General features: G+C 48.6%; 23 protein-coding genes. 8 read left to right on the top strand and 15 right to left on the bottom strand.

The window, feature by feature from the left end:
* Positions 1-7 precede the first annotated feature (7 nt).
* Positions 8-610 carry a Holliday junction branch migration protein RuvA gene (gene ruvA / locus NQ565_RS16285; protein WP_005657073.1) on the bottom strand — a complete coding sequence of 201 codons (603 nt, stop codon included), beginning with the start codon at positions 608-610 and terminating at the stop codon, positions 8-10.
* Between the two features lie 168 nt (positions 611-778).
* Between ruvA and NQ565_RS16280 the strand changes: the two genes are divergently transcribed.
* Positions 779-1678, top strand: a complete 900-nt coding sequence (locus tag NQ565_RS16280) for a diaminopimelate dehydrogenase (RefSeq protein ID WP_005657071.1) — start codon at positions 779-781, stop codon at positions 1676-1678.
* A 108-nt stretch (positions 1679-1786) separates the two neighbouring features.
* On the opposite strand, the gene rseP is transcribed toward NQ565_RS16280, so the two are convergent.
* From rseP to tsaB, 7 genes are all read right to left on the bottom strand, one after another.
* Positions 1787-3127 (bottom strand): RIP metalloprotease RseP, encoded by a 1341-nt coding sequence (rseP, locus tag NQ565_RS16275; protein ID WP_005657069.1) that lies wholly within the window; start codon positions 3125-3127, stop codon positions 1787-1789.
* 30 nt (positions 3128-3157) lie between these two features.
* Positions 3158-4315, bottom strand: coding sequence for a 1-deoxy-D-xylulose-5-phosphate reductoisomerase (locus NQ565_RS16270; protein ID WP_005657066.1), 1158 nt, complete (start codon positions 4313-4315; stop codon positions 3158-3160).
* Positions 4316-4370: 55 nt separating this feature from the next.
* Positions 4371-5240 carry a M23 family metallopeptidase gene (locus NQ565_RS16265; RefSeq protein WP_005657063.1) on the bottom strand — a complete coding sequence of 290 codons (870 nt, stop codon included), beginning with the start codon at positions 5238-5240 and terminating at the stop codon, positions 4371-4373.
* Between the two features lie 47 nt (positions 5241-5287).
* Complete coding sequence (rimM, locus tag NQ565_RS16260; protein WP_005657061.1) at positions 5288-5824, bottom strand: ribosome maturation factor RimM; 537 nt, start codon at positions 5822-5824, stop codon at positions 5288-5290.
* Between the two features lie 36 nt (positions 5825-5860).
* Positions 5861-7165 (bottom strand): UDP-N-acetylglucosamine 1-carboxyvinyltransferase, encoded by a 1305-nt coding sequence (murA, locus tag NQ565_RS16255; protein ID WP_005657059.1) that lies wholly within the window; start codon positions 7163-7165, stop codon positions 5861-5863.
* Between the two features lie 107 nt (positions 7166-7272).
* Positions 7273-7893, bottom strand: a complete 621-nt coding sequence (locus NQ565_RS16250) for a DUF4290 domain-containing protein (RefSeq protein ID WP_005657058.1) — start codon at positions 7891-7893, stop codon at positions 7273-7275.
* A 132-nt stretch (positions 7894-8025) separates the two neighbouring features.
* On the bottom strand, positions 8026-8718 hold the full coding sequence (gene tsaB, locus NQ565_RS16245) for a tRNA (adenosine(37)-N6)-threonylcarbamoyltransferase complex dimerization subunit type 1 TsaB (RefSeq protein WP_016661749.1): 693 nt from the start codon (positions 8716-8718) through the stop codon (positions 8026-8028).
* 258 nt (positions 8719-8976) lie between these two features.
* On the opposite strand from tsaB, the gene NQ565_RS16240 reads away from it, so the two are divergent.
* The 5 genes from NQ565_RS16240 to NQ565_RS16220 all read left to right on the top strand — a co-directional run bounded on the left by NQ565_RS16240 (position 8977) and on the right by NQ565_RS16220 (position 11787).
* A complete protein-coding gene (locus tag NQ565_RS16240; protein WP_005657052.1) occupies positions 8977-9855 on the top strand; it encodes a YicC/YloC family endoribonuclease in 879 nt (292 codons plus the stop codon).
* A 111-nt stretch (positions 9856-9966) separates the two neighbouring features.
* A complete protein-coding gene (gmk, locus tag NQ565_RS16235) occupies positions 9967-10530 on the top strand; it encodes a guanylate kinase (protein ID WP_005657051.1) in 564 nt (187 codons plus the stop codon).
* Positions 10527-10736 (top strand): hypothetical protein, encoded by a 210-nt coding sequence (locus tag NQ565_RS16230; protein ID WP_005657049.1) that lies wholly within the window; start codon positions 10527-10529, stop codon positions 10734-10736. Before gmk ends, NQ565_RS16230 begins: the two co-directional genes overlap by 4 nt.
* A gap of 47 nt (positions 10737-10783) precedes the next feature.
* Positions 10784-11350, top strand: a complete 567-nt coding sequence (nadD, locus tag NQ565_RS16225; RefSeq protein ID WP_005657047.1) for a nicotinate (nicotinamide) nucleotide adenylyltransferase — start codon at positions 10784-10786, stop codon at positions 11348-11350.
* Positions 11351-11355: 5 nt separating this feature from the next.
* On the top strand, positions 11356-11787 hold the full coding sequence (locus NQ565_RS16220; protein ID WP_005657045.1) for a DUF6078 family protein: 432 nt from the start codon (positions 11356-11358) through the stop codon (positions 11785-11787).
* A 168-nt stretch (positions 11788-11955) separates the two neighbouring features.
* On the opposite strand, the gene NQ565_RS16215 is transcribed toward NQ565_RS16220, so the two are convergent.
* The 5 genes from NQ565_RS16215 to NQ565_RS16195 all read right to left on the bottom strand — a co-directional run bounded on the left by NQ565_RS16215 (position 11956) and on the right by NQ565_RS16195 (position 18317).
* Positions 11956-13215 carry a GTP-binding protein gene (locus NQ565_RS16215; protein ID WP_005657043.1) on the bottom strand — a complete coding sequence of 420 codons (1260 nt, stop codon included), beginning with the start codon at positions 13213-13215 and terminating at the stop codon, positions 11956-11958.
* A gap of 15 nt (positions 13216-13230) precedes the next feature.
* A complete protein-coding gene (locus NQ565_RS16210; RefSeq protein WP_005657041.1) occupies positions 13231-14199 on the bottom strand; it encodes an alpha/beta hydrolase in 969 nt (322 codons plus the stop codon).
* 135 nt (positions 14200-14334) lie between these two features.
* Positions 14335-15672, bottom strand: a complete 1338-nt coding sequence (locus tag NQ565_RS16205; protein ID WP_005657039.1) for an NADP-specific glutamate dehydrogenase — start codon at positions 15670-15672, stop codon at positions 14335-14337.
* A 186-nt stretch (positions 15673-15858) separates the two neighbouring features.
* The gene (locus NQ565_RS16200; RefSeq protein ID WP_005657035.1) at positions 15859-16032 is read right to left on the bottom strand and encodes a hypothetical protein; all 174 of its coding nucleotides are present in this window, start codon (positions 16030-16032) and stop codon (positions 15859-15861) included.
* A complete protein-coding gene (locus tag NQ565_RS16195) occupies positions 16029-18317 on the bottom strand; it encodes an NADP-dependent malic enzyme (RefSeq protein ID WP_005657033.1) in 2289 nt (762 codons plus the stop codon). Before NQ565_RS16195 ends, NQ565_RS16200 begins: the two co-directional genes overlap by 4 nt.
* Before the next feature lie 174 nt (positions 18318-18491).
* Between NQ565_RS16195 and NQ565_RS16190 the strand changes: the two genes are divergently transcribed.
* Positions 18492-20993 (top strand): family 20 glycosylhydrolase, encoded by a 2502-nt coding sequence (locus tag NQ565_RS16190; RefSeq protein WP_005657031.1) that lies wholly within the window; start codon positions 18492-18494, stop codon positions 20991-20993.
* An 84-nt stretch (positions 20994-21077) separates the two neighbouring features.
* Here NQ565_RS16190 and NQ565_RS16185 read toward each other — a convergent pair whose 3' ends face one another.
* The gene (locus tag NQ565_RS16185; protein WP_005657029.1) at positions 21078-22358 is read right to left on the bottom strand and encodes an O-acetylhomoserine aminocarboxypropyltransferase/cysteine synthase family protein; all 1281 of its coding nucleotides are present in this window, start codon (positions 22356-22358) and stop codon (positions 21078-21080) included.
* Positions 22359-22498: 140 nt separating this feature from the next.
* Here NQ565_RS16185 and NQ565_RS16180 point away from each other — a divergent pair, with 140 nt between their 5' ends.
* Positions 22499-23542, top strand: a complete 1044-nt coding sequence (locus NQ565_RS16180; protein WP_005657027.1) for an N-acetylmuramoyl-L-alanine amidase family protein — start codon at positions 22499-22501, stop codon at positions 23540-23542.
* Between the two features lie 83 nt (positions 23543-23625).
* Here NQ565_RS16180 and NQ565_RS16175 read toward each other — a convergent pair whose 3' ends face one another.
* Complete coding sequence (locus NQ565_RS16175; RefSeq protein ID WP_040316243.1) at positions 23626-24483, bottom strand: AraC family transcriptional regulator; 858 nt, start codon at positions 24481-24483, stop codon at positions 23626-23628.
* Between the last annotated feature and the right edge of the window lie 172 nt (positions 24484-24655).

Here is a 24655-nt window from a genome sequence, read left to right as displayed (position 1 = left end):
GTATGGACTATAATCTTTTCAGAGCCAGTTTGATAACCTGTTCTACCGGTGCATTGGCATCTTCCTTCAAAATAGCCGTTACTACTTTTTGTGAAGGAGCTTGTGCAAATCCCAGCATTGTAAGGGCGGCTACGGCTTCTTCTTGTACTTGTGCATTGGCGGCGGTAAAGGCAGGACCGGTTATGTCAACCGCTCCGGAAGCCATTCCACAGGTTTTTATTTTGTCTTTTAAATCGACTATCACACGCTGGGCTGTTTTTAAACCGATTCCTTTCACCGTTTTCAGTAAGTTGGCATTCTCCGTGCTGATAACATTTATCAATTCGGAAGGCGATAAAGCCGAAAGAATCATGCGGGCCGTATTGCCGCCGATGCCTGATACGGAAATCAGCAGAAGGAACAGCTCACGCTCTTGCTTGTCTGCAAAACCATAAAGGATATAGGCGTCTTCGCGGATAGCTTCATAGATATATAGCTTGCAGCTTTTTTTTCCTTGTATGGCAGCATATGTGTTCAGGGAAATATTTACGGCATATCCCAAACCGTTACAGTCTATAGTTGCGCTTGCCGGACTCAGCTCGGCAATTTCACCTTTAATGTATTCTATCATATGATTATTATTCCTAATTCTGCGAATGTAGGAATTATTATTGACTTTTAGTCTCTAAAAAAAGAAAAACTCTGTGAAACTTGAGGGCTTCTATAGTTAAGTTATAAATTAAAATGCTTACTTTTGCGCTCATAAAATAGAAAGTTGATAACTAAAACCGATAAAAAGATGAAAAAAGTAAGAGCAGCCATCGTGGGTTATGGCAATATCGGACATTTTGTACTTGAGGCATTACAGGCAGCTCCCGATTTTGAAATCGCAGGAGTAGTACGTCGTGCAGGGGCAGAGAACCGTCCTGCAGAATTGAGTGAATATTCCGTAGTGAAAGATATCAAAGAGTTGAAGGATGTGGATGTGGCCATCCTTTGTACTCCTACGCGTAGCGTTGAGAAATATGCTAAAGAGATATTGGCACTTGGCATCCATACAGTGGACAGCTTCGATATTCATACCGGCATTCCGGCATTGCGCCGTACACTGGATGCTGAGGCAAAAGCACATAACACTGTTTCTATTATTTCTGCCGGTTGGGATCCGGGAAGCGATTCTGTTGTGCGTACTTTGCTGGAGGCTATTGCGCCGAAGGGAATTACCTATACCAACTTCGGTCCGGGTATGAGTATGGGACATACGGTGGCAGTAAAGGCTATCGAGGGTGTAAAAGCCGCTCTTTCAATGACGATTCCTACCGGTACGGGCATACATCGCCGTATGGTCTATATCGAACTGAACGATGGTTACGAATTTGACAAAGTAGCTGCCGCCATCAAAGCCGATCCATATTTTGTAAATGACGAAACGCATGTGAAACTTGTTCCGAGCGTAGATGCACTGCTTGATATGGGACACGGTGTAAACCTGACCCGTAAGGGTGTTTCCGGAAAAACACAGAACCAACTGTTCGAATTCAACATGCGCATCAATAACCCGGCGCTTACTGCGCAAGTGCTGGTATGTGTGGCACGTGCTGCAATGCGTCAGCAACCGGGTTGCTATACAATGGTTGAGATTCCGGTTATCGACCTTCTGCCGGGCGACCGTGAAGAGTGGATTGCACACCTGGTATAAAAATATAAAAAAACAGATGGTGCGTTTATATGGAATGCACCATCTGTTACTACTGAACGCATCGTCTGTTATAGTCAAACAGACGATGTGTTTTTTATATCCTAACCATCAGAAGAAGAATCTGAGCACATCATTGAAGTTAGCCCAAATCAGCAAGCCGAACAATAGGAACATACCTACCATTTGAGCACGCTCCATAAACTTATCGCTGGGTTTGCGACGTGCTACAATCTCGTAGATGAGGAACAGGACATGTCCGCCGTCCAATGCCGGAATAGGCAGAATGTTCATGAAAGCAAGAATGATTGAAAGGAATGCCGTCATGTACCAGAACTGATACCAGTCCCATGTTGCAGGGAAGATGCTGCCGATTGTTCCGAAACCGCCAAGCTGTTTGGCGCCCTCTTTAGAGAAAAGATACTTCATCTGGCTGACATAACCTTTCAGCGTATTTACTCCCAGGGTAACCCCGGCCGGGATAGATGCGAAGAAACTATATTCTTTCTTGACAACGGGCAACAGCTTGTTTGTCTGCAGGGATGCAGCGACACCGATTTGATATAAAGAATCTGTAGTCAGCTTTACGGTATCCGCTACCCCCGCTCTGACGTAAGTCAGGGTGAGAAGACGGCTGGTACTGTCGTTAGCTGCTTTTTGGCGATTCAGCATTTCTTCCTTAAAGTCGAAGTAAGCGATGTTACGTCCATCCAATTGAGTGATGCTGTCACCCGGTTGTAATCCGGCAAGTGCGGCAGGTTGTCCCGGCATAATGCTGTCGATGACAAACGGATAGCGGAATGAAGCGAAACGGACACTGTCGGCAAGCAGGCGTTCCATCATATCTTCGGGGATGTACACGGATACTTCCTGCCCGTTACGCAATACGCTGACCTGACGTGCATCGACGATGCTTGTCAGCATGTCGCCACCATAGCGTTCAAAAGGTACGCCGTCGGCGGATACCAATATATCGCCGTCACGGAAACCGATTGCTTTAGCTGTTTCATTAAAGTCCATACCCAGCGGGGCTTTCTGCAAAGGTACATATTCATCTCCCCACGCAAAGAGTATCATGGAGTAGATGAACAATGCCAACAGGAAATTGAACAGTACGCCGCCTATCATAATCAGCAGACGCTGCCATGCCGGTTTGGCACGGAACTCCCACGGTTGCATGGGCTGTTTCATCTGCTCGGTATCCATAGACTCGTCTATCATACCTGCAATTTTGACGTACCCGCCTAAAGGCAACCAGCCGATACCATATTCCGTTTCACTGTTTTTCGGTTTGAATTTGAACAAGGTGAACCAAGGGTCAAAGAACAAACAGAATTTTTCCACTCGTGTCTTAAATAAACGAGCGAAGAGGAAGTGCCCGCCTTCATGGATTATTACGAGCAATGAAAGGCTCATTATAAGTTGCAGGGCACGGATCAAGAATGTTTCCATCTAATTATTTACTATTTTATTATTTGCAATTTAATTTTTAACTATCAATTCTTTTGCTATTCGTCTGGCTTCTGCGTCAGTTGCCACATAATCTTCGTAAGCAGGTTTTTGTATAAAGGATACGCGCGCCATTGTCTTCTCGATTACGTCGCTCATGCCGAGGAATGATATTTCGTCCCGTAGGAAAGCGGCTACCACCACCTCATTGGCTGCATTGACGATACATGGCATGTTTCCTGCACGGTGCAGCGCTTCGTATGCCAGCGCCAGGTTGCGGAAACGTTTCGTATCCGGCTGCTCGAATGTCAGGTCCGTGCACAATTTGAAGTCCAGCCGGGGGAAAGACGCTTTCAGGCGTTCCGGATAGGAGAATGCGTACTGAATGGGCAGGCGCATATCCGGCATTCCCAGCTGCGCTTTTACTGCTCCGTCCTCAAACTGCACCATTGAGTGAATGACGGATTGCGGATGCACCACTACTTCTATCTGGTCGGGGCGTACACCGAACAGCCATTTTGCTTCAATCACTTCAAACCCCTTGTTCATCATGGAAGCGGAGTCTATTGTAATTTTGGCTCCCATGTCCCAATTGGGGTGCTTCAAAGCCTGTGCTTTGGTTACGGTGGCAAGCTGCTCCATTGTACAGGTACGGAACGGGCCGCCGGAAGCTGTCAGTATAACTTTCTCGACAGGGTTACCCATTTCTCCGGCTAAACACTGGAACACGGCAGAATGTTCGGAGTCTACCGGTAAGATGGGAGTACCGCTGAAACGTGCCAGGTCGTTGATAAGCTCGCCCGCCACGACTAATGTCTCCTTGTTGGCGAGGGCTATCGTCTTGCGTGCGCGGATTGCGTTCATAGTCGGTTTCAGCCCGGCATAGCCTACCATGGCTGTCAGTACCATGTCGATAGGTTTTTCCGCCACAATCTGGCATAAGGCCTCTTCGCCGGCATACACTTTGATGGGGAGGTCGGCAAGTGCGTCTTTCAGTTGTTGATATTTCGTTTCGTTTGCTATTACCACTGCTTCAGGCTTGAACTTGCGTGCCTGGGCAATCAAATCCTCTACCCGGTTGTTGGCTGTCAGTACATAGGCTTCGTATCGGTCGGGATGTTCCTCTATGACCTGTAATGCCTGTGTACCAATAGAGCCGGTAGAGCCAAGTATGGCAATTTGTTTCTTCATCAGTCTTATAATTTATGCTTTCAGGTTTATATCTTATACTTAATGCTTTATACTTTTAAAATACGATATAGAGTTCCGGGTTTACCGCCCTTCCTTTGTGCCACAGTTCGAAGTGCAGGTGCGGTCCGGTAGTCAGTTGTCCGCTGTTGCCTACCAGGGCAATGGCTTCTCCGCCTTTTACGGTGTCGCCTTCGCGTTTCAACAAAGAGCCGCAATGCTTGTAGACGGATACGAAATCCTGGTTATGCTGTACCTCTATCAAATAGCCGGTTTCGGCTGTATAGGTACTCAGAATGACCGTTCCGTCCAGGGTTGCCAATACGCTTTCTCCCGGATTGGCGGCTATATCCGTTCCGAAGTGCCTCTTTTCGGCATTGAAAGGAGATGAAATCATGCCGCGGGTGGGGCGGTAGAATATCAGTCCGTCTACTTCGGGACGTGAGGCGATGCTCGTCAGGTTGTATTTTTCCGTTTCCTCGTACTGTTTGCGGAATTCAGCCTCGCGTTGCGTTCGTTCCATAAGCGAATCTTCCCGTACGGTAGTCAGGGAGTCGATGGAATGGATGGTGTCGGTTTTGATTTTACCCAGAAAGATGTCCTGGATATTCATTATGTACAGATTCTGTCTGTCTACGAGTTGCTGGAGCGAGTCTACACGCAGGGCATTCTCCACGACCTGCGCACGAATTTCACTGTTCATGTATCCGGGCAGATAATTGCGCAACGGGGTAAAGGCAACAATCAGGGAGGCAATCAGAAAGAGTACCGTCAGTACGGAAAGCAATACGGAGATTCCGTTCAGTTTGGACACACGTAAGGTGACAATATCCTCAAGGGTATTCTCGTTCGTAATGGTCAGTCTGTATTTGAACTTGATATTACTCCAAAAGGCTTTTCTTCTTTTTTTCTTCTTATTTGCTGCCACTTATAAACTTTCTATTTATAATTTGAACTTTGCGTTTCGCGCCTTATTCACGCTTCTTCCGTATCGTCTAAAGCAAGTAATCCTTCCGGCAGGTCCACCGTGATAACCTTATGCTTCTGGTCGATGTCCATAATGAAATCTTCCTGTGCCGGAATCAGCAATTCTTCTCCTTTATAATCTACCACGAACAGAGTGTTGATGGTAGAGGTGTCCACATCCGTCACTTCACCTAGTTGGCCGTGGTGTACTTCTTCCATACGGAAACCGACGAAGAAATCCCAACTGAGTTCTCCCGGTTCGGCTCCCTCGGCATGCTTCACGGGAAAATAAACCTCAATGTTGGTAAACATCCGTGCGCGTTCTGCCGTATCCACTCCTTCGAGTTTGACGAGAGCCGTAGTGTCTGAGCGGAAACGATATTCTTCGATAAAGAACGGTACGAATATACCGTCCAACAAGCAGATGAGATATTCGGCCTCTACACGGTCGAAAATATCATCCGTAAAGGTGAATGACAATTCTCCGTGAATGCCATGAGGTTTGTTGAATATACCTATTTTATATACTTCTTCTTTTCGTATCATATCGTTTTATCGCCTTGTCTGTTGCTTGTCACTTCCTTATATTCTCGTTATTCTTGCTCCGATTGCATTCAGCCGTCCTTCTATATTCTGATACCCCCGGTCTATCTGCTCGATGTTATGAATACGGCTGATGCCGTCGGCGCTCATGGCGGCTATCAGCAGAGCAATACCGGCACGGATATCCGGGGACGTCATATTGCCGCCACGCAGTTTGAAACCGTGGTTATGTCCGATTACTACGGCGCGGTGCGGGTCGCACAGAATGATTTGCGCTCCCATGTCTATCAGTTTGTCCACGAAGAAGAGGCGGCTTTCAAACATCTTCTGATGAATCAGCACGCTGCCTTTCGCCTGTGTGGCAACTACCAGCAGTACGCTCAGCAAGTCCGGCGTCAGTCCGGGCCAGGGCGCATCGGCTATTGTCATGATAGAACCGTCAATGAAGGATTCTATCTGATAAGTATCCTGGGCAGGCACATAAATATCATCGCCCCGTTGTTCCATTTTGATACCCAAACGTCGGAAACTGTCGGGGATGATACCTAAGTTTTCGTGCGAAACGTTCTTGATGGTCAGCTCGCTTTTCGTCATGGCTGCCATGCCGATGAAGCTTCCCACTTCAATCATGTCCGGAAGAACGGTATGCTCTGTTCCGTGCAGTTCGTCCACTCCCTCGATGGTGAGCAGATTGGAAGCGATACCTTCTATCTTTGCACCCATGCGGTTCAGCATCCGGCATAGCTGTTGTATGTAAGGCTCGCAGGCGGCATTGTAAATGGTTGTTTTACCTTTGGCCAATACTGCTGCCATTACGATATTGGCAGTGCCCGTTACAGATGCTTCGTCCAGCAACATATAGCTGCCTTGCAATTGCCGGGCGGATATTTCGTAAACTTCCCGTCTTTCATTGTAAACGAATTCTGCACCTAAATTCCGTATGCCGATGAAATGGGTGTCCAAACGGCGGCGGCCTATCTTGTCTCCGCCCGGTTTGGAAATCATAGCCTTGCCAAAGCGTGCCACCATCGGTCCTACGAGCATGACCGAACCGCGCAGGCTGGAACACCTTTTCAGGAATTCATCGCTCTCCAGATAGGCAAAATCAACATTGGCTGCTTGAAAGCTATATGTATCGATGCCTTTTTTCGATACGTTCACTCCCATATCCCGCATCAACTGAATCAGGTTGTTCACATCCAGGATGTCCGGTATGTTGTGCACCGTCACCTCTTCGGCAGTGAGCAGGGTGGCGCAGATAATCTGCAGCACCTCGTTCTTCGCTCCTTGAGGATAAATGTCTCCGGAAAGGCTGTGTCCGCCTTCTATTACAAATGAAGCCATGAAGTAGTGGTTAGTAGTTAGTGATTAGCGATTAACGGTTAGTGATTAGGGTAGCGTGGTGATGTCCTATGATATTAACCGTTAATCGCTAATCACTAACCGCTATTTTAGTATTTTCTTTTATTATTTCTGTTGTTGTTTCTGTTGTTCTGGTTATTCATCTTCGGCCGATAATTCTGTTCGATCCGTTCGGCCATAAGGCGGAGAAGGCTGTCGGTCATCTGCAGTTTGCCGCCGGACAGTTCTGCAAGGTCGTCCGCTATTTTGCGGTCGTCGACAGTATCTTTATTCCAGGACATATAGTCTTTCTTCATGTGGTTGCATATCAGTGCAACGAGGTTCTGCTTCTCGTCACCTTCAGGAAAGTCGATGGCTTTCTTAATCAGCACTTCCAGGGTACGGCCGTAGTGGCGGTAACGTATTTTGGTGCTGGGATAAGGAACGGTTTCCGGTTTGGTTATCAGGTTGTCTTTGCGGATAACTTCGTATGGATAGTCGATGTCCAGCTTGAAGTCCGCCATGATGGCAAGATGATCCCACAGCTTGTGCTTGAAATCGGGTATGTCGCGAAGGTGGGGAAACATATTTCCCATGATGTTGATAATGGTATTTGCACAACGCTGGCGCTCGGAGCGGTTTTCGATTGTCAGTGCATGGTCTACCATATTCTGGATGCTGCGCCCGTATTCGGGCAAAGGCATCCGCTTTTGTTGAGTATTATATTGCATATTCTTTAGAATTAGCGGTTAGTGATTAGTGGTTAGTGATTAGCGGTTAGTGGTTAATGATTAGTGATTAATGCTATACGGTCCAATTGCGCAGCCCGCTAATCACTAATCACTAACCGCTAACCATAATCGCTATAAAAGTTTTTTCGGTTGGCTTGCTACGAATTCTTTCAAGTAGAACGGTTCGAAGTAGGCAACGTCTTTAAAATCTTTTTCGGCTATAGCTTTTTCTGCCAGCGGGAACATCATGCTTGCCAGCGGACGGATGCCGTCGATGAAATGGGCGTTGGGATGCACAATCTTTTCCTTGCACTTGGCTGCACCGTCGCCGAAGAAATACACGGGCTGCTTGTCCAGAAACTCCTGATAGGAGTTTTCGTCCACAATGTCTGCCGCAATGTCGCGTACCGGTTTCAGTGCGCGGTCGTAAACGGCGGCGTACACTTCCATGCGGCGGGCATCAATCATGGGGCACAACAGGGCGTCTTCCGGCAGCTCATCGTGATAGAGCAGTACCGGAACGCATTGCACTTTCAGGGTGGGAAGCCCGATGAGGGGCAGGTTGCGCCCGTAACATACACCTTTTGCCATAGACACACCGATGCGTAGCCCTGTGTACGAACCGGGACCGCAACTTACGGCAACGGCATCCAGCGGCATGGCGTGGCTGTCGGCAAATGACAGGGCTTCGTCTACGAATACGCCCAGCGATACGGCGTGTGAAGGCCCGTTCAGGTCTTCTTTTTTGAAAACGTTCTGTCCGTCCTCGCTCACGGCTACGGAGCAGGCCGAAGTGGATGTTTCAATATGCAAGATACATGACATAACTTCTATTCTGATTTTTATTGTGGCAAATTTACGTGATTTGTTTCGATTACACAAGTTGTTTGCCGAATGGTTTGTCGTTGCATTCCTGATTCATTGATTAAATTGCCGGCTGCTTGCTTGCATCTGTTCAGAAAATTAGTGAATATTGCATACTAAGTTGTGCATGCGATATTTGTCTATTGCTCAAATTATTCTCAGTGAATGCAATAAATAATCAGTGAGAATAGCTATCTTTGTCGCATAAAACTATACATTATGATACAATCTATGACGGGCTACGGCAAAGCAACAGCCGAACTGTCCGATAAGAAAATCAATATTGAAATTAAGTCGCTTAACAGCAAAGCGATGGATTTATCTGCCCGTATCGCTCCGCTTTACAGGGAAAAGGAAATGGAAATCCGTAACGAAATATCCAAAATGCTGGAACGGGGCAAGGTCGATTTCAGCCTTTGGATTGAGAAGAAAGATGCGGAACAACTGGCCACTCCTATCAATCAGGAATTGGTGGAGGCCTATTACAAACGGATTAAGGAAATTTCTGCGGCTGCCGGTATTCCCGAACCTGCCGACTGGTTTGCCACGCTGCTCCGTATGCCGGATGTAATGACGAAGAATGAGACACAGGAGCTGAGCGATGAGGAATGGGCAGTGGTGCATGCGGCAGTGGAAGAGGCTATCAATCATCTGATAGACTTCCGCAAGCAGGAGGGCGCAGCGCTCGAAAAGAAATTCCGTGAGAAGATAGAGAATATAGCACGGTTGCTCGAATCGGTGGCTCCCTACGAGCAGGAACGGGTAGGCAAGGTAAAGGACCGTATCACCGATGCGCTTGAAAAGACATTGAGTGTGGATTATGACAAGAACCGCCTGGAACAGGAACTTATCTATTACATCGAGAAACTCGATATCAACGAAGAAAAGCAACGTCTTTCCAATCACCTGAAATACTTTATCAGCACGCTCGAAAGCGGTAGCGGACAAGGTAAGAAGCTGGGCTTCATCGCACAGGAAATGGGCCGCGAAATCAATACGCTGGGCAGCAAGTCCAATCATGCCGAAATGCAGAAGATTGTAGTGCAGATGAAGGACGAGCTGGAGCAAATCAAGGAACAGGTCCTGAACGTGATGTAAGGAACCGGTTCCGGACGTTGCATGAATTTATGATAAGTTTGCTTCAACATGAAGTTAAAGCAAACCAATTAGAGGATTAAATAGTAAACCGTTAAATAGTAAATACCACAGATGGGTAAACTGATTATATTTTCCGCCCCCTCCGGGTCGGGCAAGTCCACAATTATCAACTATCTGTTGACGCAGAACCTGAATCTGGCTTTCTCTATTTCGGCAACCAGCCGTCCGCCGCGCGGCACGGAGCAGAACGGGGTGGAGTATTTCTTTCTCACTCCCGATGAGTTCCGGAGCCGCATAGCCAACGATGAGTTCCTGGAATACGAGGAAGTGTATCAGGACCGCTTCTACGGAACACTGAAAGCACAGGTGGAAAAGCAATTGGCTGCCGGACAGAATGTTGTATTCGATGTAGATGTAGTGGGCGGTTGCAATATCAAGAAGTTCTACGGCGAGCGTGCTTTGTCCGTTTTCATCCAGCCGCCTTCGGTGGAGGAGCTTCGCAAACGCTTGATAGGCCGAGGCACGGATGCTCCCGAAGTTATCGAGAGCCGTGTGGCGAAGGCCGAATACGAGCTTGGCTTTGCACCGAAATTCGATACGGTCATTGTAAACGATGATTTGGAAACGGCTAAAGCGGAGGCATTGAAAGTGATAACCCAATTCCTGAACCGATGAAGCGGACGAAAGGCAGAAATCTATCGCCGAGAGCCAATAAGGTTCTCTTAGTCCTGAATATCGTTCTGTTTTTGGGAGCTATCGTCTTGGCTATATTGAATGTTGACCTGAAGGAGTACACTCCGGCTGCGGCCATGCTTATTGTGATGTTCATAAGCGGCGTAAATATTTACGGCTGTTGGAAACGCCTGAAAGGAAAGCTTTGATACCATAGCCTTCTGTATTTTTTAATTCTTAATTTTCAATTTATCAAGTGGATATAGGCATTTTCAGCGGTTCGTTCAATCCGGTACATATCGGACATCTGGCGCTTGCCAACTATCTTTGTGAATACGAAGGGTTGGACGAGGTGTGGTTCATGGTGACTCCGCATAATCCGCTGAAAGAAGAAGCCTCTCTGATGAGCGATGAATTCCGTCTGAAGCTGGTGCAGCTTGCCATTGGAGGCTATCCCAAGTTCCGGGCTTCCGATTTCGAGTTTCATCTGCCGCGTCCGTCTTACACCGTGCATACGCTTGATAAATTAAAACAGACTTATCCGCAAGACACTTTCCACCTTATTATAGGTTCCGACAACTGGAAGCTTTTCTCCCGGTGGTATCAGTCGGAGCGTATTCTTGCGGAAAACTTTATTCTTATTTATCCCCGTCCCGGTTATGAGGTGGACGGGAATACTTTACCTCAAAATGTAAAACTGGCCTCTTCGCCCACATTCGAAATAAGTTCTACCTTTATCCGCCAGGCGATGGAAGAGGGCAGGGACATGCGTTATTTCCTGCATCCGGCTGTCTATGAAGCGTTGAGACAAACTAATCTGTAAAATAAATGAATGACTTGGAAAATTTACAGGCGCCCCACAACTTCGGTGTATGTGCCTCTGCCTGTTGTACGAAACGCTTTACCTGCCTGCGCTATATAGCCTTGCAGAATGCTTCCCTGCAATATCCGTTCCTGCCTACGCTTACTCCCCGGAAGCTGGAGTCGATGAAAGGAAAGTGTGAATATTACCGTCCGAATACGCCGGTGCGTTATGCCCGCGGCTTCACCCGGGTGGCAGAGTTGCTCACGGTTCGGGTGGCGGGCACATTCCGCTTGCGGCTTATTTCCTACTTCGGGCGTAAGAACTATTACCTTGCCCGTAAAGGAGAGTACCTTATCAATCCTGCTGCCCAGCAATACATTATCAGCCAGGCAGAAGCTCTCGGCCTGCGGCTTGATGACTACTTTGACGAGTATGTAGAACGGTATGATTGGTAGGGATAACCGGTTGAAATGCAACGCAATGTAGTTTCCACACGGTGGGAACTCCGGTTTCCTTAGGGGGAAACGTCAGTTTCCCCGCAGGGAAATTCAGGTTTCCTTAAAGGGGAACGGGCGTTTCCTTAAGGGAAACATCCGTCTCCTCCGGTGGAAACGGAAATGGGCTTACTCAAGGCATGCGTCGAGGTCGCGTATAATCTGCTCTTTGTCCATGTGCTGGCCGATGAAGACTATCTTTTGCATGCGGTCTCCGTATTTTTCGTCCCAGTCGCGCATCAGTCCGGGTTCTTGACGCATCAGTTCAATCAGGTCTTCTTCGGGGGCTGTGGCATACCACAGGCCGGCTTCGGTCAGTTGTTTCTGCGTGCCTGCCTGTTCAAAAAGGTAGGACATGTCGCGGTTGTGGCTGAAATAGCATACGCCTTTGGCACGGATGATGTTGCGGCTCCATCTGGTGGCGATGAAATGGTCGAATTTGTGAATGTCGAATGCCGGACGGCGGTAGTAAACGAAAGTACCGATGCCGTATTCTTCCACTTCGCCCCCTTCGTGATGGTGATGATGATGGTGTCCGTGCTCTTCGTGGTGATGCTCGTGCTCTTCGTGGTGATGTTCATGTTCTTCATGATGATGCTCATGCCCTTCTTCGTGATGATGATGTCCGTGCGCTTCTTTTTCTTCCTCTTCGGTGGCTGGTTTCTCTATCCCGCGAATCCATCCTGCCGAGGTAGCCACGCGTTCGAAGTCGAACAGGTCTGTATGGATAATCTTCTTTAAATCCACATCCGCGTAATTGCATTCGATGATTTCGGCTGCGGGTTGCAGGGTACGTATAATCTGCTTGATGCGTTCCAGCTCTTCGGGTTTTACTTCCGCTGCCTTGTTCAGAAGAATGATATTACAGAATTCAATCTGCTGGATGATAAGATTTTCAATGTCTTCCTCGTCAATCCCTTTTCGGGTGAGGTCGTTGCCGCAGGAGAACTCGTCTTGTAGGCGCAGGGCGTCCACTACGGTGGTGATGCAGTCCAGGCGGCAGATGCCGTATTGGGTGTACATGCCGCCCAGGCGGGGAATGGAGCAGATGGTCTGTGCGATAGGTTCGGGTTCGCAGATGCCGCTGGCTTCGATAACGATATAGTCGAAACGTTCCATCCGCATGATTTCGCCTATTTGCTCTATCAGGTCCGTTTTCAGCGTGCAGCAGATGCAGCCGTTTTGAAGCGCAACGAGGCTTTCATCTTTCTTACCCACGATGCCGCCCTTTTGGATGAGGTCCGCGTCAATGTTTACCTCTCCTATGTCATTGACGATAACTGCGAATCTGATGCCTTGTTTATTGGCGAGAATATGGTTTACTAACGTCGTTTTACCGCTGCCCAGATAACCGGTGAGGAGCAGTACGGGAATTTCTTTTGTTGTCATATCTGTTATTGTTTTTTATTTGCTGTTATTGACGAACCGTACGGTTGCATTCATCAACGCGGCATTGACGGGCAGTGAAGGATTATTGTACACTGCCATTTGTTGCTGCGGTGCGGTGCTTTCGCAATCTTTCAGCACATGGTTCATTTTGTCTATCAGAACGAGTTCTGCCTTGGGAGATGCTTTCTTCAGCAGCATTGCATCCTCTTCCTTTACCTGAATATCGTTTTTGCCTTGAAGAATCAGCACGGGCATTTTCAGGGAAGCGATGACGGTCTGCGGATTGTATTTATACCAGGAGATGAGGTAGGGCTGTACGGAAGGCCGGAACAGCGCCTGCAGATAGGCAGGAACTTGCGCCACCTCTTTTCCGTTTCTTAACGAGCGGTTGATGTCCGCCACTTCTTTCCGTATGGACTCCGGCATCATTTGGGCAGCCACTTGCTTTTCTATGATTTCGTATGCCGGACTGCCTGCGCCGGCAATGGAAATGAAACTCTTTACTTTGGGGCGACTCTGGCAGGCAAGCATGCCGATGAGCGAGCCTTCGCTATGTCCGGCCACTGTGATGCCGGTGAAGCGTTTGTCTTTGGCAAGAAAGTCTATCCAGCCCGTCACATCGTTTACATAATCCTCGAAGCAGAGTTTGGACTCTTCTTTGCCTGCTGCGGCGCTGCCGGCTATGCCGCGTTTGTCGAAACGGAGCGAGGCAATACCTTTCTGTGCCAGTCCCTCGGCAAGGAATTTCAGCGAATTGTTTTTCATCATGGGATTGTTGCCGTCCATGTCGGTAGGGCCGGAACCGGCGATAAGCAGCACTACGGGACAGGTTGTGGCATTGGCAGGCAGGAGAAGTCTGCCTTTGATGTCGCCGGTAGCGGTACTTAGTGTTACAGGGCTTTCTTCGGATGTGAGAGGCTGCGCCTGGCAGTAAGGTTGGAAAAACAGGACACAACTGAATAGAAGGAAAAGTAATCGTTTCATATCATTTACTTTTTGGTTTTTGGAAAACGGAAGTAAATGTAAACAATATTATCAGATAAAAAAAGAGGAAAGCATGTCAAAATTCGGATAAATCTTACATGCTTTCCTCTTATTATACCGTAACAATCATCCTGCTTACAGGATACCTTGCGACATCATTGCCTTGGCTACTTTCATAAATCCGGCAACGTTGGCGCCCTTTACGTAATTTACGTAACCGTCGGCTTCCGTTCCGTACTGCACGCAAGCCTCGTGGATGTTCTTCATGATGCTTTTCAGCTTTTCGTCCACTTCTTCGGCGCTCCAGCCCAGTTTAATGGAGTTCTGGGTCATTTCGAGGCCCGATACCGATACACCGCCGGCATTGGCTGCCTTGCCCGGAGCATACAGAATCTTGGCTTCCTGGAACACTTTGATAGCTTCGGGAGTAGAAGGCATGTTTGCACCTTCGGATACTGCCATTACACCGTTGGCGATAAGTTTCTTGGCATCGTCACCGTTGATTTCATTCTGAGTGGCAGAAGGCAGAGCGATATCTGCTTTTTCGCCCCAGGGACGTGCACCTTCCACATACTTAACGCCCGGATATTGCTCTGCATATTCGCGGATGCGTCCACGGTAGAGGTTCTTGAGTTCCATGATGTAATCCAGCTTTTCACGGTCGATACCTGCGGGGTCGTATATGTAACCGTCGGAATCGGACATTGTCAGGACTTTGCCGCCCATCTCCAGTACTTTCTCGGCAGTGTACTGAGCCACGTTACCCGAACCGGAAATCAGGCAGGTCTTGCCCTTGAGGTCTGTACCTCTGGTTTTCAGCATTTCCAGCAAGAAGTAGATGTTGCCGTAACCCGTGGCTTCCGGACGAATCAGCGAGCCGCCGAATTCGCGGCCTTTTCCCGTAAAGGTTCCGGTAAACTCGTGAGCCAGTTTCTTGTACATGCCGAACATGAAACCTACTTCGCGGCCGCCTACACCGATGTCACCGGCAGGAACGTCGGTCTCGGGACCGATGTGGCGCCACAGCTCCAGCATGAAAGCCTGAACGAAACGCATCACCTCTGCATTTGACTTGCCGCGCGGAGAGAAGTCCGAACCGCCTTTACCGCCACCCATAGGCAGGGTAGTCAGCGAGTTTTTGAAAGTCTGTTCGAAAGCAAGGAATTTCAGAATGGAGAGGTTCACGGAAGCGTGGAAACGGATACCGCCTTTGTACGGACCGATGGCGTTGTTGTGCTGTACACGGTAACCCATGTTGGTTTGTACGTTACCCTTGTCATCCACCCAAGTAACACGGAACTGGTAAACGCGATCGGGGATGCAAAGACGTTCAATCAGATTGGCTTTGTCGAACTCCGGATGTTTGTTGTACTCTTCTTCAATGGTAGAAAGCACTTCTTCTACTGCCTGATGATACTCCGGTTCATTGGGGAACCGTCTTTTCAAATCTTCTAATACCTTAGCTGCATTCATAATCTATTTCTTTTATTGGGTTTGCATATTTATATTGTAAGGCGGTGATACGGTAGCGCCTTACCTCTTGTTGCGGTTGCAAAAGTAAACATAAAAATGATACAAGCAAACAATTTATAAATAAAATACGGGATAAAACAACAAAAATATTGTTTTATCCCGTAAAAATGAATAAAAAGATATTATTTATTTCCTTTTGAGCGCTTTTATTACAGGAATGAATACCAATGCTGCTGAAATGACAAGTGTCAGGATAATTGGTCCGTCAATCCGTTCGGCGGTTGTCAGTACTATGTAGCAAAGCGCTGCCCAAAGAAGCGTGATGCAAACGATTTGAAATCTGGAAAATTGCCTTTTCATTTGCCTGCTTTCTTTTTGTCCACAATGGCGTCGATAACGGCTACTGCGGTAATGTTTACTATATCGCGCACGGAGCTTTCAAAATCGGTAAAGTGGATAGGCTTGTTCAGTCCCATCTGTATCGGGCCGATGAGTTCGGAGTCCATATCCATCGACTGCAACAGTTTGTATGCGGAGTTGGCGGAACTCAGGTTCGGGAAGATAAGCGTATTCACATCCTTTCCTTTCAGGCGGGTAAACGGATACTTGGCATCGCGCAGTTCGCGGTTCATGGCAAAGTTCACCTGCATTTCGCCGTCGATGGCAAGGTCGGGATAGTTGCGCTGCATGTAGTCCACGGCTTCGTGCACGCTTACCGGACTTCCTTCCTTGTCCGTACCGAAGTTGGAGTAGCTCAGCATGGCCATAACGGGAGTATGGTTGAAGAAGCGTACGGTATACTCCGACAGTTTGGCGATGTCTATCAGCGTTTCCGCATTGGGATGGCGGTTGATAAGCGTATCGGCAAGGAAGTACGTGCCTTTCTTGGAGTTGAGGATGTGCATTGTGCCGAAGTGCTTGAATTCCGGACGGATGCCGATTACTTCTTTGGCCACCTTGATGGTGTTGCTGTACTTGGTGTACAATCCGGTGATGAAAGCGTCGGCCTCACCGGTTTCCACCATCATCATGCCGAAGTAGTTGCGCTCGAACATCTTGTCGTTGGCCTCTTCGTAGGTGACGCCTTCGCGGGCGCGCTTTTCGGAAAGGATACGTGCGTAACGTTCGCGGCGTTCCGATTCGTTGGGATGGCGCAGGTTTACGATTTCAATGCCTTCGAGGCTGAGGTCGAGTTCTTTTGCCAGCTTCTCGATAGCTTCGTCATTGCCCAATATGATGGGATGGCAGATACCTTCGGCCTTGGCCTCAACGGCGGCTTTCAGCATATTGGGGTGAATGCCTTCGGCAAATACCACACGTTGCGGGTTGCGGCGGGCGGTGTCGTAGAGCTGGCGGGTGAGCTTGCTTTCATAGCCCATCAGCTCGCGCAGTTGCAGGCGGTAGGCATCCCAGTCTGCAATGTGCTTGCGGGCCACACCGCTGTCCATGGCGGCTTTTGCCACGGCGCAGGACACTTCGGTGATGAGGCGCGGGTCTACCGGTTTCGGGATGAAGTATTCCGGACCGAAAGTGAAGTTGTTCACATGGTAGGCTTCGTTCACCACGTCGGGTACGGGTTGTTTGGCAAGATTGGCGATGGCGTGTACGGCAGCAATCTTCATCTCTTCGTTGATGGCCTTTGCCTGCGTATCGAGTGCGCCGCGGAAGATATAGGGGAAGCCGATAACGTTGTTAATCTGGTTCGGATAGTCGGAACGGCCGGTAGACATCAGTACGTCCGGACGCGCTGCCATAGCGTCTTCGTAGGATATTTCCGGAGTAGGGTTGGCAAGGGCGAATACAATGGGGTGGTCGGCCATGCTGCGTACCATATCCTGCGTCAGTACATTGCCTTTGGAAAGGCCGAGGAATACGTCGGCGCCTTTGATGGCTTCGGCAAGGGTATGTACGTCGCGGCGGTCGGTTGCAAAGTAACGCTTCTGTTCGGTCAGGTTCTCGCGGTCGCTGGTGATGACGCCTTTGCTGTCCAGCATCAGGATGTTCTCGCGGCGTGCGCCGAGCGATTCGTACAGTTTGGTGCATGAGGTGGCGGAAGCGCCTGCGCCGTTCACTACGATTCTTACGTTTTCAATCTTCTTGCCTGCCACTTCCAGTGCGTTCAGCAGTCCGGCGCTGGAGATGATGGCCGTACCATGCTGGTCGTCGTGCATCACCGGAATATCAAGTTCTTCTTTCAGCCGGCGTTCTATTTCAAAACATTCGGGAGCCTTGATGTCTTCCAGGTTGATACCGCCGAACGTGGGGGCAATTGCCTTGACTGCTTCGATAAACTTGTCGGGGTCTTTCTCGTTCACTTCGATATCGAATACATCGATGCCGGCATAGATTTTGAACAGCAGCCCTTTTCCTTCCATAACGGGCTTTCCGCTGAGTGCGCCTATGTCGCCCAGACCGAGAACGGCGGTTCCGTTGGAGATTACAGCTACCAGATTGCCTTTGGCTGTATATTTATATGCGTCCTGCGGGTTCTTCTCGATTTCGAGGCACGGTTCTGCAACGCCCGGAGAATAAGCGAGTGAAAGGTCGGTTTGTGTACTGTAGGGCTTGGTGGGCACTACTTCAATTTTTCCCGGTTTGCCTTGCGAGTGATAGAGCAAGGCAGCTTCTTTGGTTATCTTAGCCATGGTAGATTAGTTAAATTTGTTATGATTTGGTCGCAAATTTAGAGATAAAAGTTCTAATTTGTAGTCTGTATCGGATAATTTCTATTAGAATTATCAGTAAATAAACTAAAAATGCTTATTTTTGGCAATAGATTTAAGTATTACCCCAAATTATTAACTTAACACAGTTGTTTTATGAAGATTTTTAAACTTCCTCTTGCAGGATTATTGTTTTGCACCGCGCCGTTGCTGGCAGGATGCGGAACGAGTGACAAACCCGAAGCTCCGGTTTCCCTGACCTGGGAAATGGGTACGGGTAATGCGGAACCCGGATACTATGAGAACTCCTTTGTTCTTAAAAACATCTCCGGCGCTCCTCTTCCCCGAAATTGGACAATCTATTATTCGCAACTTCCCCGCAATGTGAAGCAGATAGGGAATCCTGCCGTTAAGGTGGAACCGGTGAACGGAAACTTCTTTAAGATGTATCCGACGGAAAGCTTTACTCCGTTGGCTCCTGGTGATTCCATGCGTATCACTTTTCTGTGCTCTTACAAGATAGACCGGAATTCGCACGCGCCCGAAGGCACTTATTGGGTGGCTACGGCAGACGGTAAGGAAAGCAGTCCGCTTCCCGTAACGCTGAATACGCTTGCGTTACCCTCGCCGGAGTCACTGCCCGGCTATCCGGATGCAACTAAAATATACGAATCGAATCTTCGTTTGGAGAACGTATCGGCTTTGAAACAGTGGGATATATTGCCGTCGGTAAAGAAAGCGACGCCTGCCGAAGGCGCTGTTGTGCTGGATGGCAAGGTGGCTTTGGCGTATCCGGACGCGTATGCCGTTGAGGCAAGGTTGCTGAAAGAGAAGTTATCTGCTCTGTACGACTTGGAAGTAGTGGATAAAGCTCCCGTTACGATTGCTTTGGAAACCTTGACTGACAAGGCGAAAGCTGTGAACGATGAATACTATGATTTGGTTATAGACTGCGACCGGGTAAAGATTAGCGCCGCCACTCCGCACGGAGTTTTCAACGGTACGCAAACTTTGCTGGCGATGCTGAAAGGTAAAGAAGCGCCGTACCGGCTGGACGCTATGTCTGTGGAAGATTATCCCGACCTTCTGTATCGCGGGCAGATGATAGACATTGCCCGCAACTTCACTACCGTAGACAATTTGAAAAAGCTGGTGGACGTTTTCGCTTCTTACAAAATGAATGTGCTCCATTTCCATTTTTCGGATGATGAGGCATGGCGTCTGGAAATTCCGGGATTGGAAGAGCTGACCGCCGTGGGCAGCCGCCGCGGACATACCACCGACGAGAGCCGTTGTCTCTATCCGTGCTATGACGGCGGTTACGACCCGGATGCCGCAACCGTAGGCAACGGATATTACTCCCGTGAGGATTTTATCGGTCTGTTGCGCTATGCTGCCGAAAGACATATCCGCGTCATACCGGAAATAGAATCTCCCGGACATGCCCGTGCGGCTATCGTCTCCATGAAAGCGCGTTATAATAAGTATAAGGACACGGATGTGGAAAAGGCCGCCGAATATCTGCTGAGTGAGCCGGAAGATACTTCCCGCTACGCATCCGTGCAGTATTATACGGACAATGTGATAAATGTGGCCATGCCCTCTACTTATCGCTTTATGGAGAAAGTGATTCAGGAACTTGCGGCTATGTACAGGGAAGCCGGCGTACCGCTGGCTACGGTGCATCTTGGCGGCGATGAAGTGGCGCGTGGCGTATGGCTGGGTTCCCCAAAATGTCAGGCGTTGATGAAAGATAAAGGAATGACGAAACCGCATGACTTGGCAGAGCATTTCATCACGCAGATGGCAGACATTATGCAAAGGAACGGGCTGAAATTCAGCGGTTGGCAGGAAGTTGCTTTGGGGCATACCGAAGAGGCGCACCGGCAATTGCGGACTCAGGCGGCGGGCGTGTACTGCTGGAATACGGTTCCGGGATACGATGAGGTGGTGTATCAGATTGCCAATAACGGCTACCCGGTGATTCTCTGTAATGTGGGCAATTTCTATATGGATATGGCGTACAACGGGCATCCCGACGAGCGCGGGCTTGATTGGGGCGGTTATGTGGATGAGTCAGTCTCTTTCTCCATGCTTCCTTTCAGCATCTATCGTTCGTTGCGTACGGACGGTGCAGGCAATCCCGTCGATTTGGATGCAGCGGAAAAGGGAAAAACAGTTCTGACGGCAGAGGGGCGAAAGAATATCCTGGGTGTGCAAGGTCAGTTGTTTGCCGAAACAATCCGTAGCTTTAACGGTGTGGAATACCTTCTTTTCCCGAAAATCATGGGACTGGCAGAGCGTGGCTGGAATGCTTATCCGGCATGGGAAGAACTGCGGGGTGCACAGGAACAGCAAGCCTTCAACAAAGCATTGGCGTTGTATTATGAAAAAATCAGCGATATGGAAATGCCTTATTGGGCAAGGAACGGTATCAATTTCCGCCTGCCTCATCCGGGATTGTTGGTGAAGGACGGTAAGCTTTATGCCAACGTTGCCATTCGAGGTGCTGAAATACGTTACACAACGGATGGTTCGGAACCGGATGCCCAATCCGCTTTGTGGGAAGCGCCCGTGCCGTGCCATGCTCCGGTAGTGAAGGCAAAGACCTTCTGTCAGGGTAAGGAAAGCCTGCCGATAACATTGAAAACTGAATAATAATGAAACGCATCATCCGTTGAGGCTGAATGTATGATTGAACAGCCCTCGACAGATGATGCGTTTCACTTGAACAGATGATGCTTACGCGTTCAGCGCCTGTTCTATATCTGCGATGATATCATCCGCATTTTCAATACCCACCGAGAAACGGATGAGGTCGGGGCGGATACCGGCTTCCAACAGTTGCTCGTCAGAGAGCTGGCGGTGCGTATGGCTGGCAGGATGGAGCACGCAGGTACGTGCATCGGCAACGTGAGTTACGATAGCTGCCAGCTTCAACGAGTCCATAAATTTGATAGACACCTCGCGGCCGCCTTTCAGTCCGAAAGAGATAACGCCGCAGGAGCCGTTGGGCATGTACTTCTGTGCCAATGCGTAATACTTGTTGTCGGGCAGGCCGCAATAGTTCACCCATGCCACTTTGTCGTTTTTGGAAAGGTATTCGGCTACTTTTTGGGCATTGCCGCAGTGTTGCGGCATGCGCAGGTGCAGAGTTTCCAGACCGAGGTTCAGCAAGAACGCATTCTGCGGAGACTGGATGCTGCCGAGGTCGCGCATCAGTTGCGCCGTTGCTTTAGTGATGTAAGCCAGTTTGCCGAAAGCTTTTGTATAAGTCAGCCCGTGATACGATTCGTCCGGTGTGCAGAGACCGGGGAATTTGTCGGCATGTGCTTCCCAGTCGAAATTGCCGCTGTCTACAACTGCTCCGCCTACGCTGGTGGCGTGTCCGTCCATGTATTTGGTAGTGGAGTGGACTACTATATCGGCTCCCCATTCAAACGGGCGGCAGTTGATAGGAGTGGGGAAAGTATTGTCTACAATCAAAGGTACGCCGTGCTTGTGGGCGATACGGGCAAACTTTTCGATGTCGAGAACTTCCAGCGTAGGGTTGGAGATTGTTTCGCCGAACAGGGCTTTGGTGTTCGGACGGAAAGCGGCAGAGATTTCCTCTTCGGGCGCATCGGGGTTGACAAACGTTACATCGACACCCAGCTTTTTCATTGTCACGCCAAACAGGTTGAACGTTCCGCCATAGATAGTGGATGAGCATACGAAGTGGTCGCCTGCCTGGCAGATGTTGAAGATAGCATAAAAATTCGCTGCCTGTCCGCTCGATGTCAGCATGGCGGCTACACCGCCTTCGAGGGCGGCTATCTTGGCTGCAACGGCATCGTTCGTAGGATTTTGCAGACGGGTGTAGAAGTAACCGCTGTCTTCGAGGTCGAACAGACGCGCCATTTGCTCGCTGGTATCGTATTTGAAAGTTGTACTTTGATAAATGGGGAGTACGCGGGGTTCTCCCTTTTTAGGAGTCCACCCTGCCTGTACGCACAGTGTCTCCGGCTTGAATTGCTTTGCCATAATGCTATCTGTATTTAGAGTTTCTTTTCTTTAAAACACGTAAGTTGTCGCAAAAGTAGGGAAAAAAATATAATTTTGTGCGCGCGAATGGTAAAATGCTATAATTTAGCAGTTGAAAATCTGCTGCCGATACGAAATAAATGACGAATAACGGGAATATGAAACGTATATTTTGCTTGCTTGCTGTTCTCTTCTGTACTTTTCTTCTTTTGGATGTCTCTGCTCAGGGAGAATATGCCACACCCAAATCGGGCGAGGGTATTTCGTCTTTTCTGGAACGGAACAAACGTCCGGGAAAAGCCTACTATAATGAGTTTATGAAGCTGAACGAAAAACGTCTGCGTGGAAAAGAGGAACTGCGATTGGGTGTGAAATATGTGTTGCCGCCCTTGAAGAAAGGGACTTCTGCCTCCGTTTCGCCCAAAGCTGTTGCCGGTAAAAAGAGAGTGGTTCGCGAACGGCTGTTCGGGAAGAAGCTGGCCGATGTGCCAGTGACGTCCAACCGCTTGCAGGGTGCTTGCTTCTATGTGGTCAGCGGGCATGGCGGTCCCGATCCCGGAGCTATCGGAAAAATAGGAAAGGTGGAATTGCACGAGGATGAATATGCCTATGATGTTGCCTTGCGCCTTGCCCGTAACCTGATGCAGGAAGGGGCGGAAGTGCATATCATCATTCAGGATGCCAAAGACGGAATCCGCGACAGCCGCTACCTTTCCAACAGTAAGCGGGAAACGTGCATGGGCGATGCCATTCCGCTGAATCAGGTAGCCCGCCTGCAACAGCGTTGCACCAAAATCAATGAACTCTACCGGAAAGACCGTAGGAAGTATAAGTATTGCCGGGCTATATTCTTGCATGTGGACAGCCGCAGCAGGAGTGCGCAGACGGACGTATTCTTTTACCATGCTCCGAAAAGCGTGTCGGGAAAGAAACTGGCGGTTACCATGAAAGAAACTTTCGAATCGAAATATGACAAACATCAGCCCAATCGCGGATTTGAAGGGACTGTCAGTTCGCGTAACCTCTACGTGTTGCTGCAAGCCGCTCCGGTTTCGGTCTTCGTTGAACTGGGCAATATCCAGAATACGTTCGACCAGCGCCGTTTCGTTATCAGTTCCAACCGCCAGGCTCTGGCAAAGTGGATGACGGAAGGATTCATTGCGGACTATAAGCAGATGAAGTAGGGGTGTTTGTCTGTTTCATAAGGTATGGTTTCTCATTCCGGACATAATGAAGAATGACGAACCCATACCTTACATATTTTAATTTATTCTATCGGAATATAGATTTCTGTCAGTAACTCATCCGGTGCAGTATCAGCCGGATTATTCAGGTATCGTTCGGCACTGGCTTCATCTCTGAATGTACATTCCATTTCAGGGATGTATTTTCCATAGATTGTGTCGTACACACTTTGCAGGTGTTCGTACGAACCCTTATACAGGAATATGGCATAGCGTCCTGCCGGAAGTTGCTTGAAGCCGATATTGCCTTTCGGAGTTACGGCGGCAGGCATAACCATACATACATCGGTACGCAGTTTCTCTATCGGGGTCACTTTAGGGTCGTCATGAAAAATACAGTAAGGCATCACTTCTCCCATTGGCAGCTTTTCCTCTTGGACAAATTGTTGAAGGCGCATCCACGTGCCGCAATAATCATTTAGTTTATAGTCTCCGAACAATCGGATATAAATCACATTTCGGACCGGAAGTTCTTTGATTTCCCGTTTCAGTTTGAGTTCCGGACGGATAATAGCTGGTTTCATAATTACAAAGTTTTTATTGTTACGATATTCTAAAGGTGAAATACCGTAGAACTGCTTGAACACTTTAGACAATGACGAGGAAGACGAATAACCGATGCGATAAGCAATGTCGGCTATCGGCAAATCGGTGTAGCGTAATAACCGTGCTGCCGTTTCAGTACGTGTCCGGACGATAAACGTACCTATGGGTTCGCCCAAAAAAGCTTTCATGATGCGGTGGAAGTAGAACGGAGAGAAATGGGAAATCTTGGCCAGCGATTTCAGGTCGATTTCTTCTCCGAGGTGGAGATTGATATAATCCACCACTGCATTCACACACTTCTGATACTCTTCCCGGGTTGTCTTTTTGGTTTCCATATATTCTATCGGTTTGTTCACGATGCAAAAATAAGGGGAAAAAGGGATAGGGGACTTGTCCGATGTTGCTATAAATGTGGTTTGCCGCATATTTATTGGACATTTGTTGGACGGAAGTTCGTTAATAATCATTGTTTGTTTAATCTGAAAAGACAAAACATATGTAATTTTG

The organism is Bacteroides stercoris ATCC 43183 (assembly GCF_025147325.1).
GTDB lineage: Bacteria > Bacteroidota > Bacteroidia > Bacteroidales > Bacteroidaceae > Bacteroides > Bacteroides stercoris.
Note: the sequence above shows the minus strand (reverse complement) of the source record. Positions and strands in the feature narration are given on the sequence as shown.

Excerpts from the sequence above, each read along its gene's own strand:
- NQ565_RS16210 (WP_005657041.1), bottom strand. The coding sequence starts at position 14,199 with ATGAAACGATTACTTTTCCTTCTATTCAGTTGTGTCCTGTTTTTCCAA.
- NQ565_RS16190 (WP_005657031.1), top strand. The coding sequence starts at position 18,492 with ATGAAGATTTTTAAACTTCCTCTTGCAGGATTATTGTTTTGCACCGCG.
- NQ565_RS16200 (WP_005657035.1), bottom strand. The coding sequence starts at position 16,032 with ATGAAAAGGCAATTTTCCAGATTTCAAATCGTTTGCATCACGCTTCTT.
- rimM (WP_005657061.1), bottom strand. The coding sequence starts at position 5,824 with ATGATACGAAAAGAAGAAGTATATAAAATAGGTATATTCAACAAACCT.
- NQ565_RS16240 (WP_005657052.1), top strand. The coding sequence starts at position 8,977 with ATGATACAATCTATGACGGGCTACGGCAAAGCAACAGCCGAACTGTCC.
- NQ565_RS16195 (WP_005657033.1), bottom strand. The coding sequence starts at position 18,317 with ATGGCTAAGATAACCAAAGAAGCTGCCTTGCTCTATCACTCGCAAGGC.
- NQ565_RS16230 (WP_005657049.1), top strand. The coding sequence starts at position 10,527 with ATGAAGCGGACGAAAGGCAGAAATCTATCGCCGAGAGCCAATAAGGTT.
- NQ565_RS16185 (WP_005657029.1), bottom strand. The coding sequence starts at position 22,358 with ATGGCAAAGCAATTCAAGCCGGAGACACTGTGCGTACAGGCAGGGTGG.
- gmk (WP_005657051.1), top strand. The coding sequence starts at position 9,967 with ATGGGTAAACTGATTATATTTTCCGCCCCCTCCGGGTCGGGCAAGTCC.
- murA (WP_005657059.1), bottom strand. The coding sequence starts at position 7,165 with ATGGCTTCATTTGTAATAGAAGGCGGACACAGCCTTTCCGGAGACATT.
- tsaB (WP_016661749.1), bottom strand. The coding sequence starts at position 8,718 with ATGTCATGTATCTTGCATATTGAAACATCCACTTCGGCCTGCTCCGTA.
- NQ565_RS16270 (WP_005657066.1), bottom strand. The coding sequence starts at position 4,315 with ATGAAGAAACAAATTGCCATACTTGGCTCTACCGGCTCTATTGGTACA.
- ruvA (WP_005657073.1), bottom strand. The coding sequence starts at position 610 with ATGATAGAATACATTAAAGGTGAAATTGCCGAGCTGAGTCCGGCAAGC.
- NQ565_RS16280 (WP_005657071.1), top strand. The coding sequence starts at position 779 with ATGAAAAAAGTAAGAGCAGCCATCGTGGGTTATGGCAATATCGGACAT.
- NQ565_RS16205 (WP_005657039.1), bottom strand. The coding sequence starts at position 15,672 with ATGAATGCAGCTAAGGTATTAGAAGATTTGAAAAGACGGTTCCCCAAT.
- NQ565_RS16220 (WP_005657045.1), top strand. The coding sequence starts at position 11,356 with ATGAATGACTTGGAAAATTTACAGGCGCCCCACAACTTCGGTGTATGT.
- NQ565_RS16180 (WP_005657027.1), top strand. The coding sequence starts at position 22,499 with ATGACGAATAACGGGAATATGAAACGTATATTTTGCTTGCTTGCTGTT.
- NQ565_RS16175 (WP_040316243.1), bottom strand. The coding sequence starts at position 24,483 with ATGGAAACCAAAAAGACAACCCGGGAAGAGTATCAGAAGTGTGTGAAT.
- rseP (WP_005657069.1), bottom strand. The coding sequence starts at position 3,127 with ATGGAAACATTCTTGATCCGTGCCCTGCAACTTATAATGAGCCTTTCA.
- NQ565_RS16215 (WP_005657043.1), bottom strand. The coding sequence starts at position 13,215 with ATGACAACAAAAGAAATTCCCGTACTGCTCCTCACCGGTTATCTGGGC.
- NQ565_RS16250 (WP_005657058.1), bottom strand. The coding sequence starts at position 7,893 with ATGCAATATAATACTCAACAAAAGCGGATGCCTTTGCCCGAATACGGG.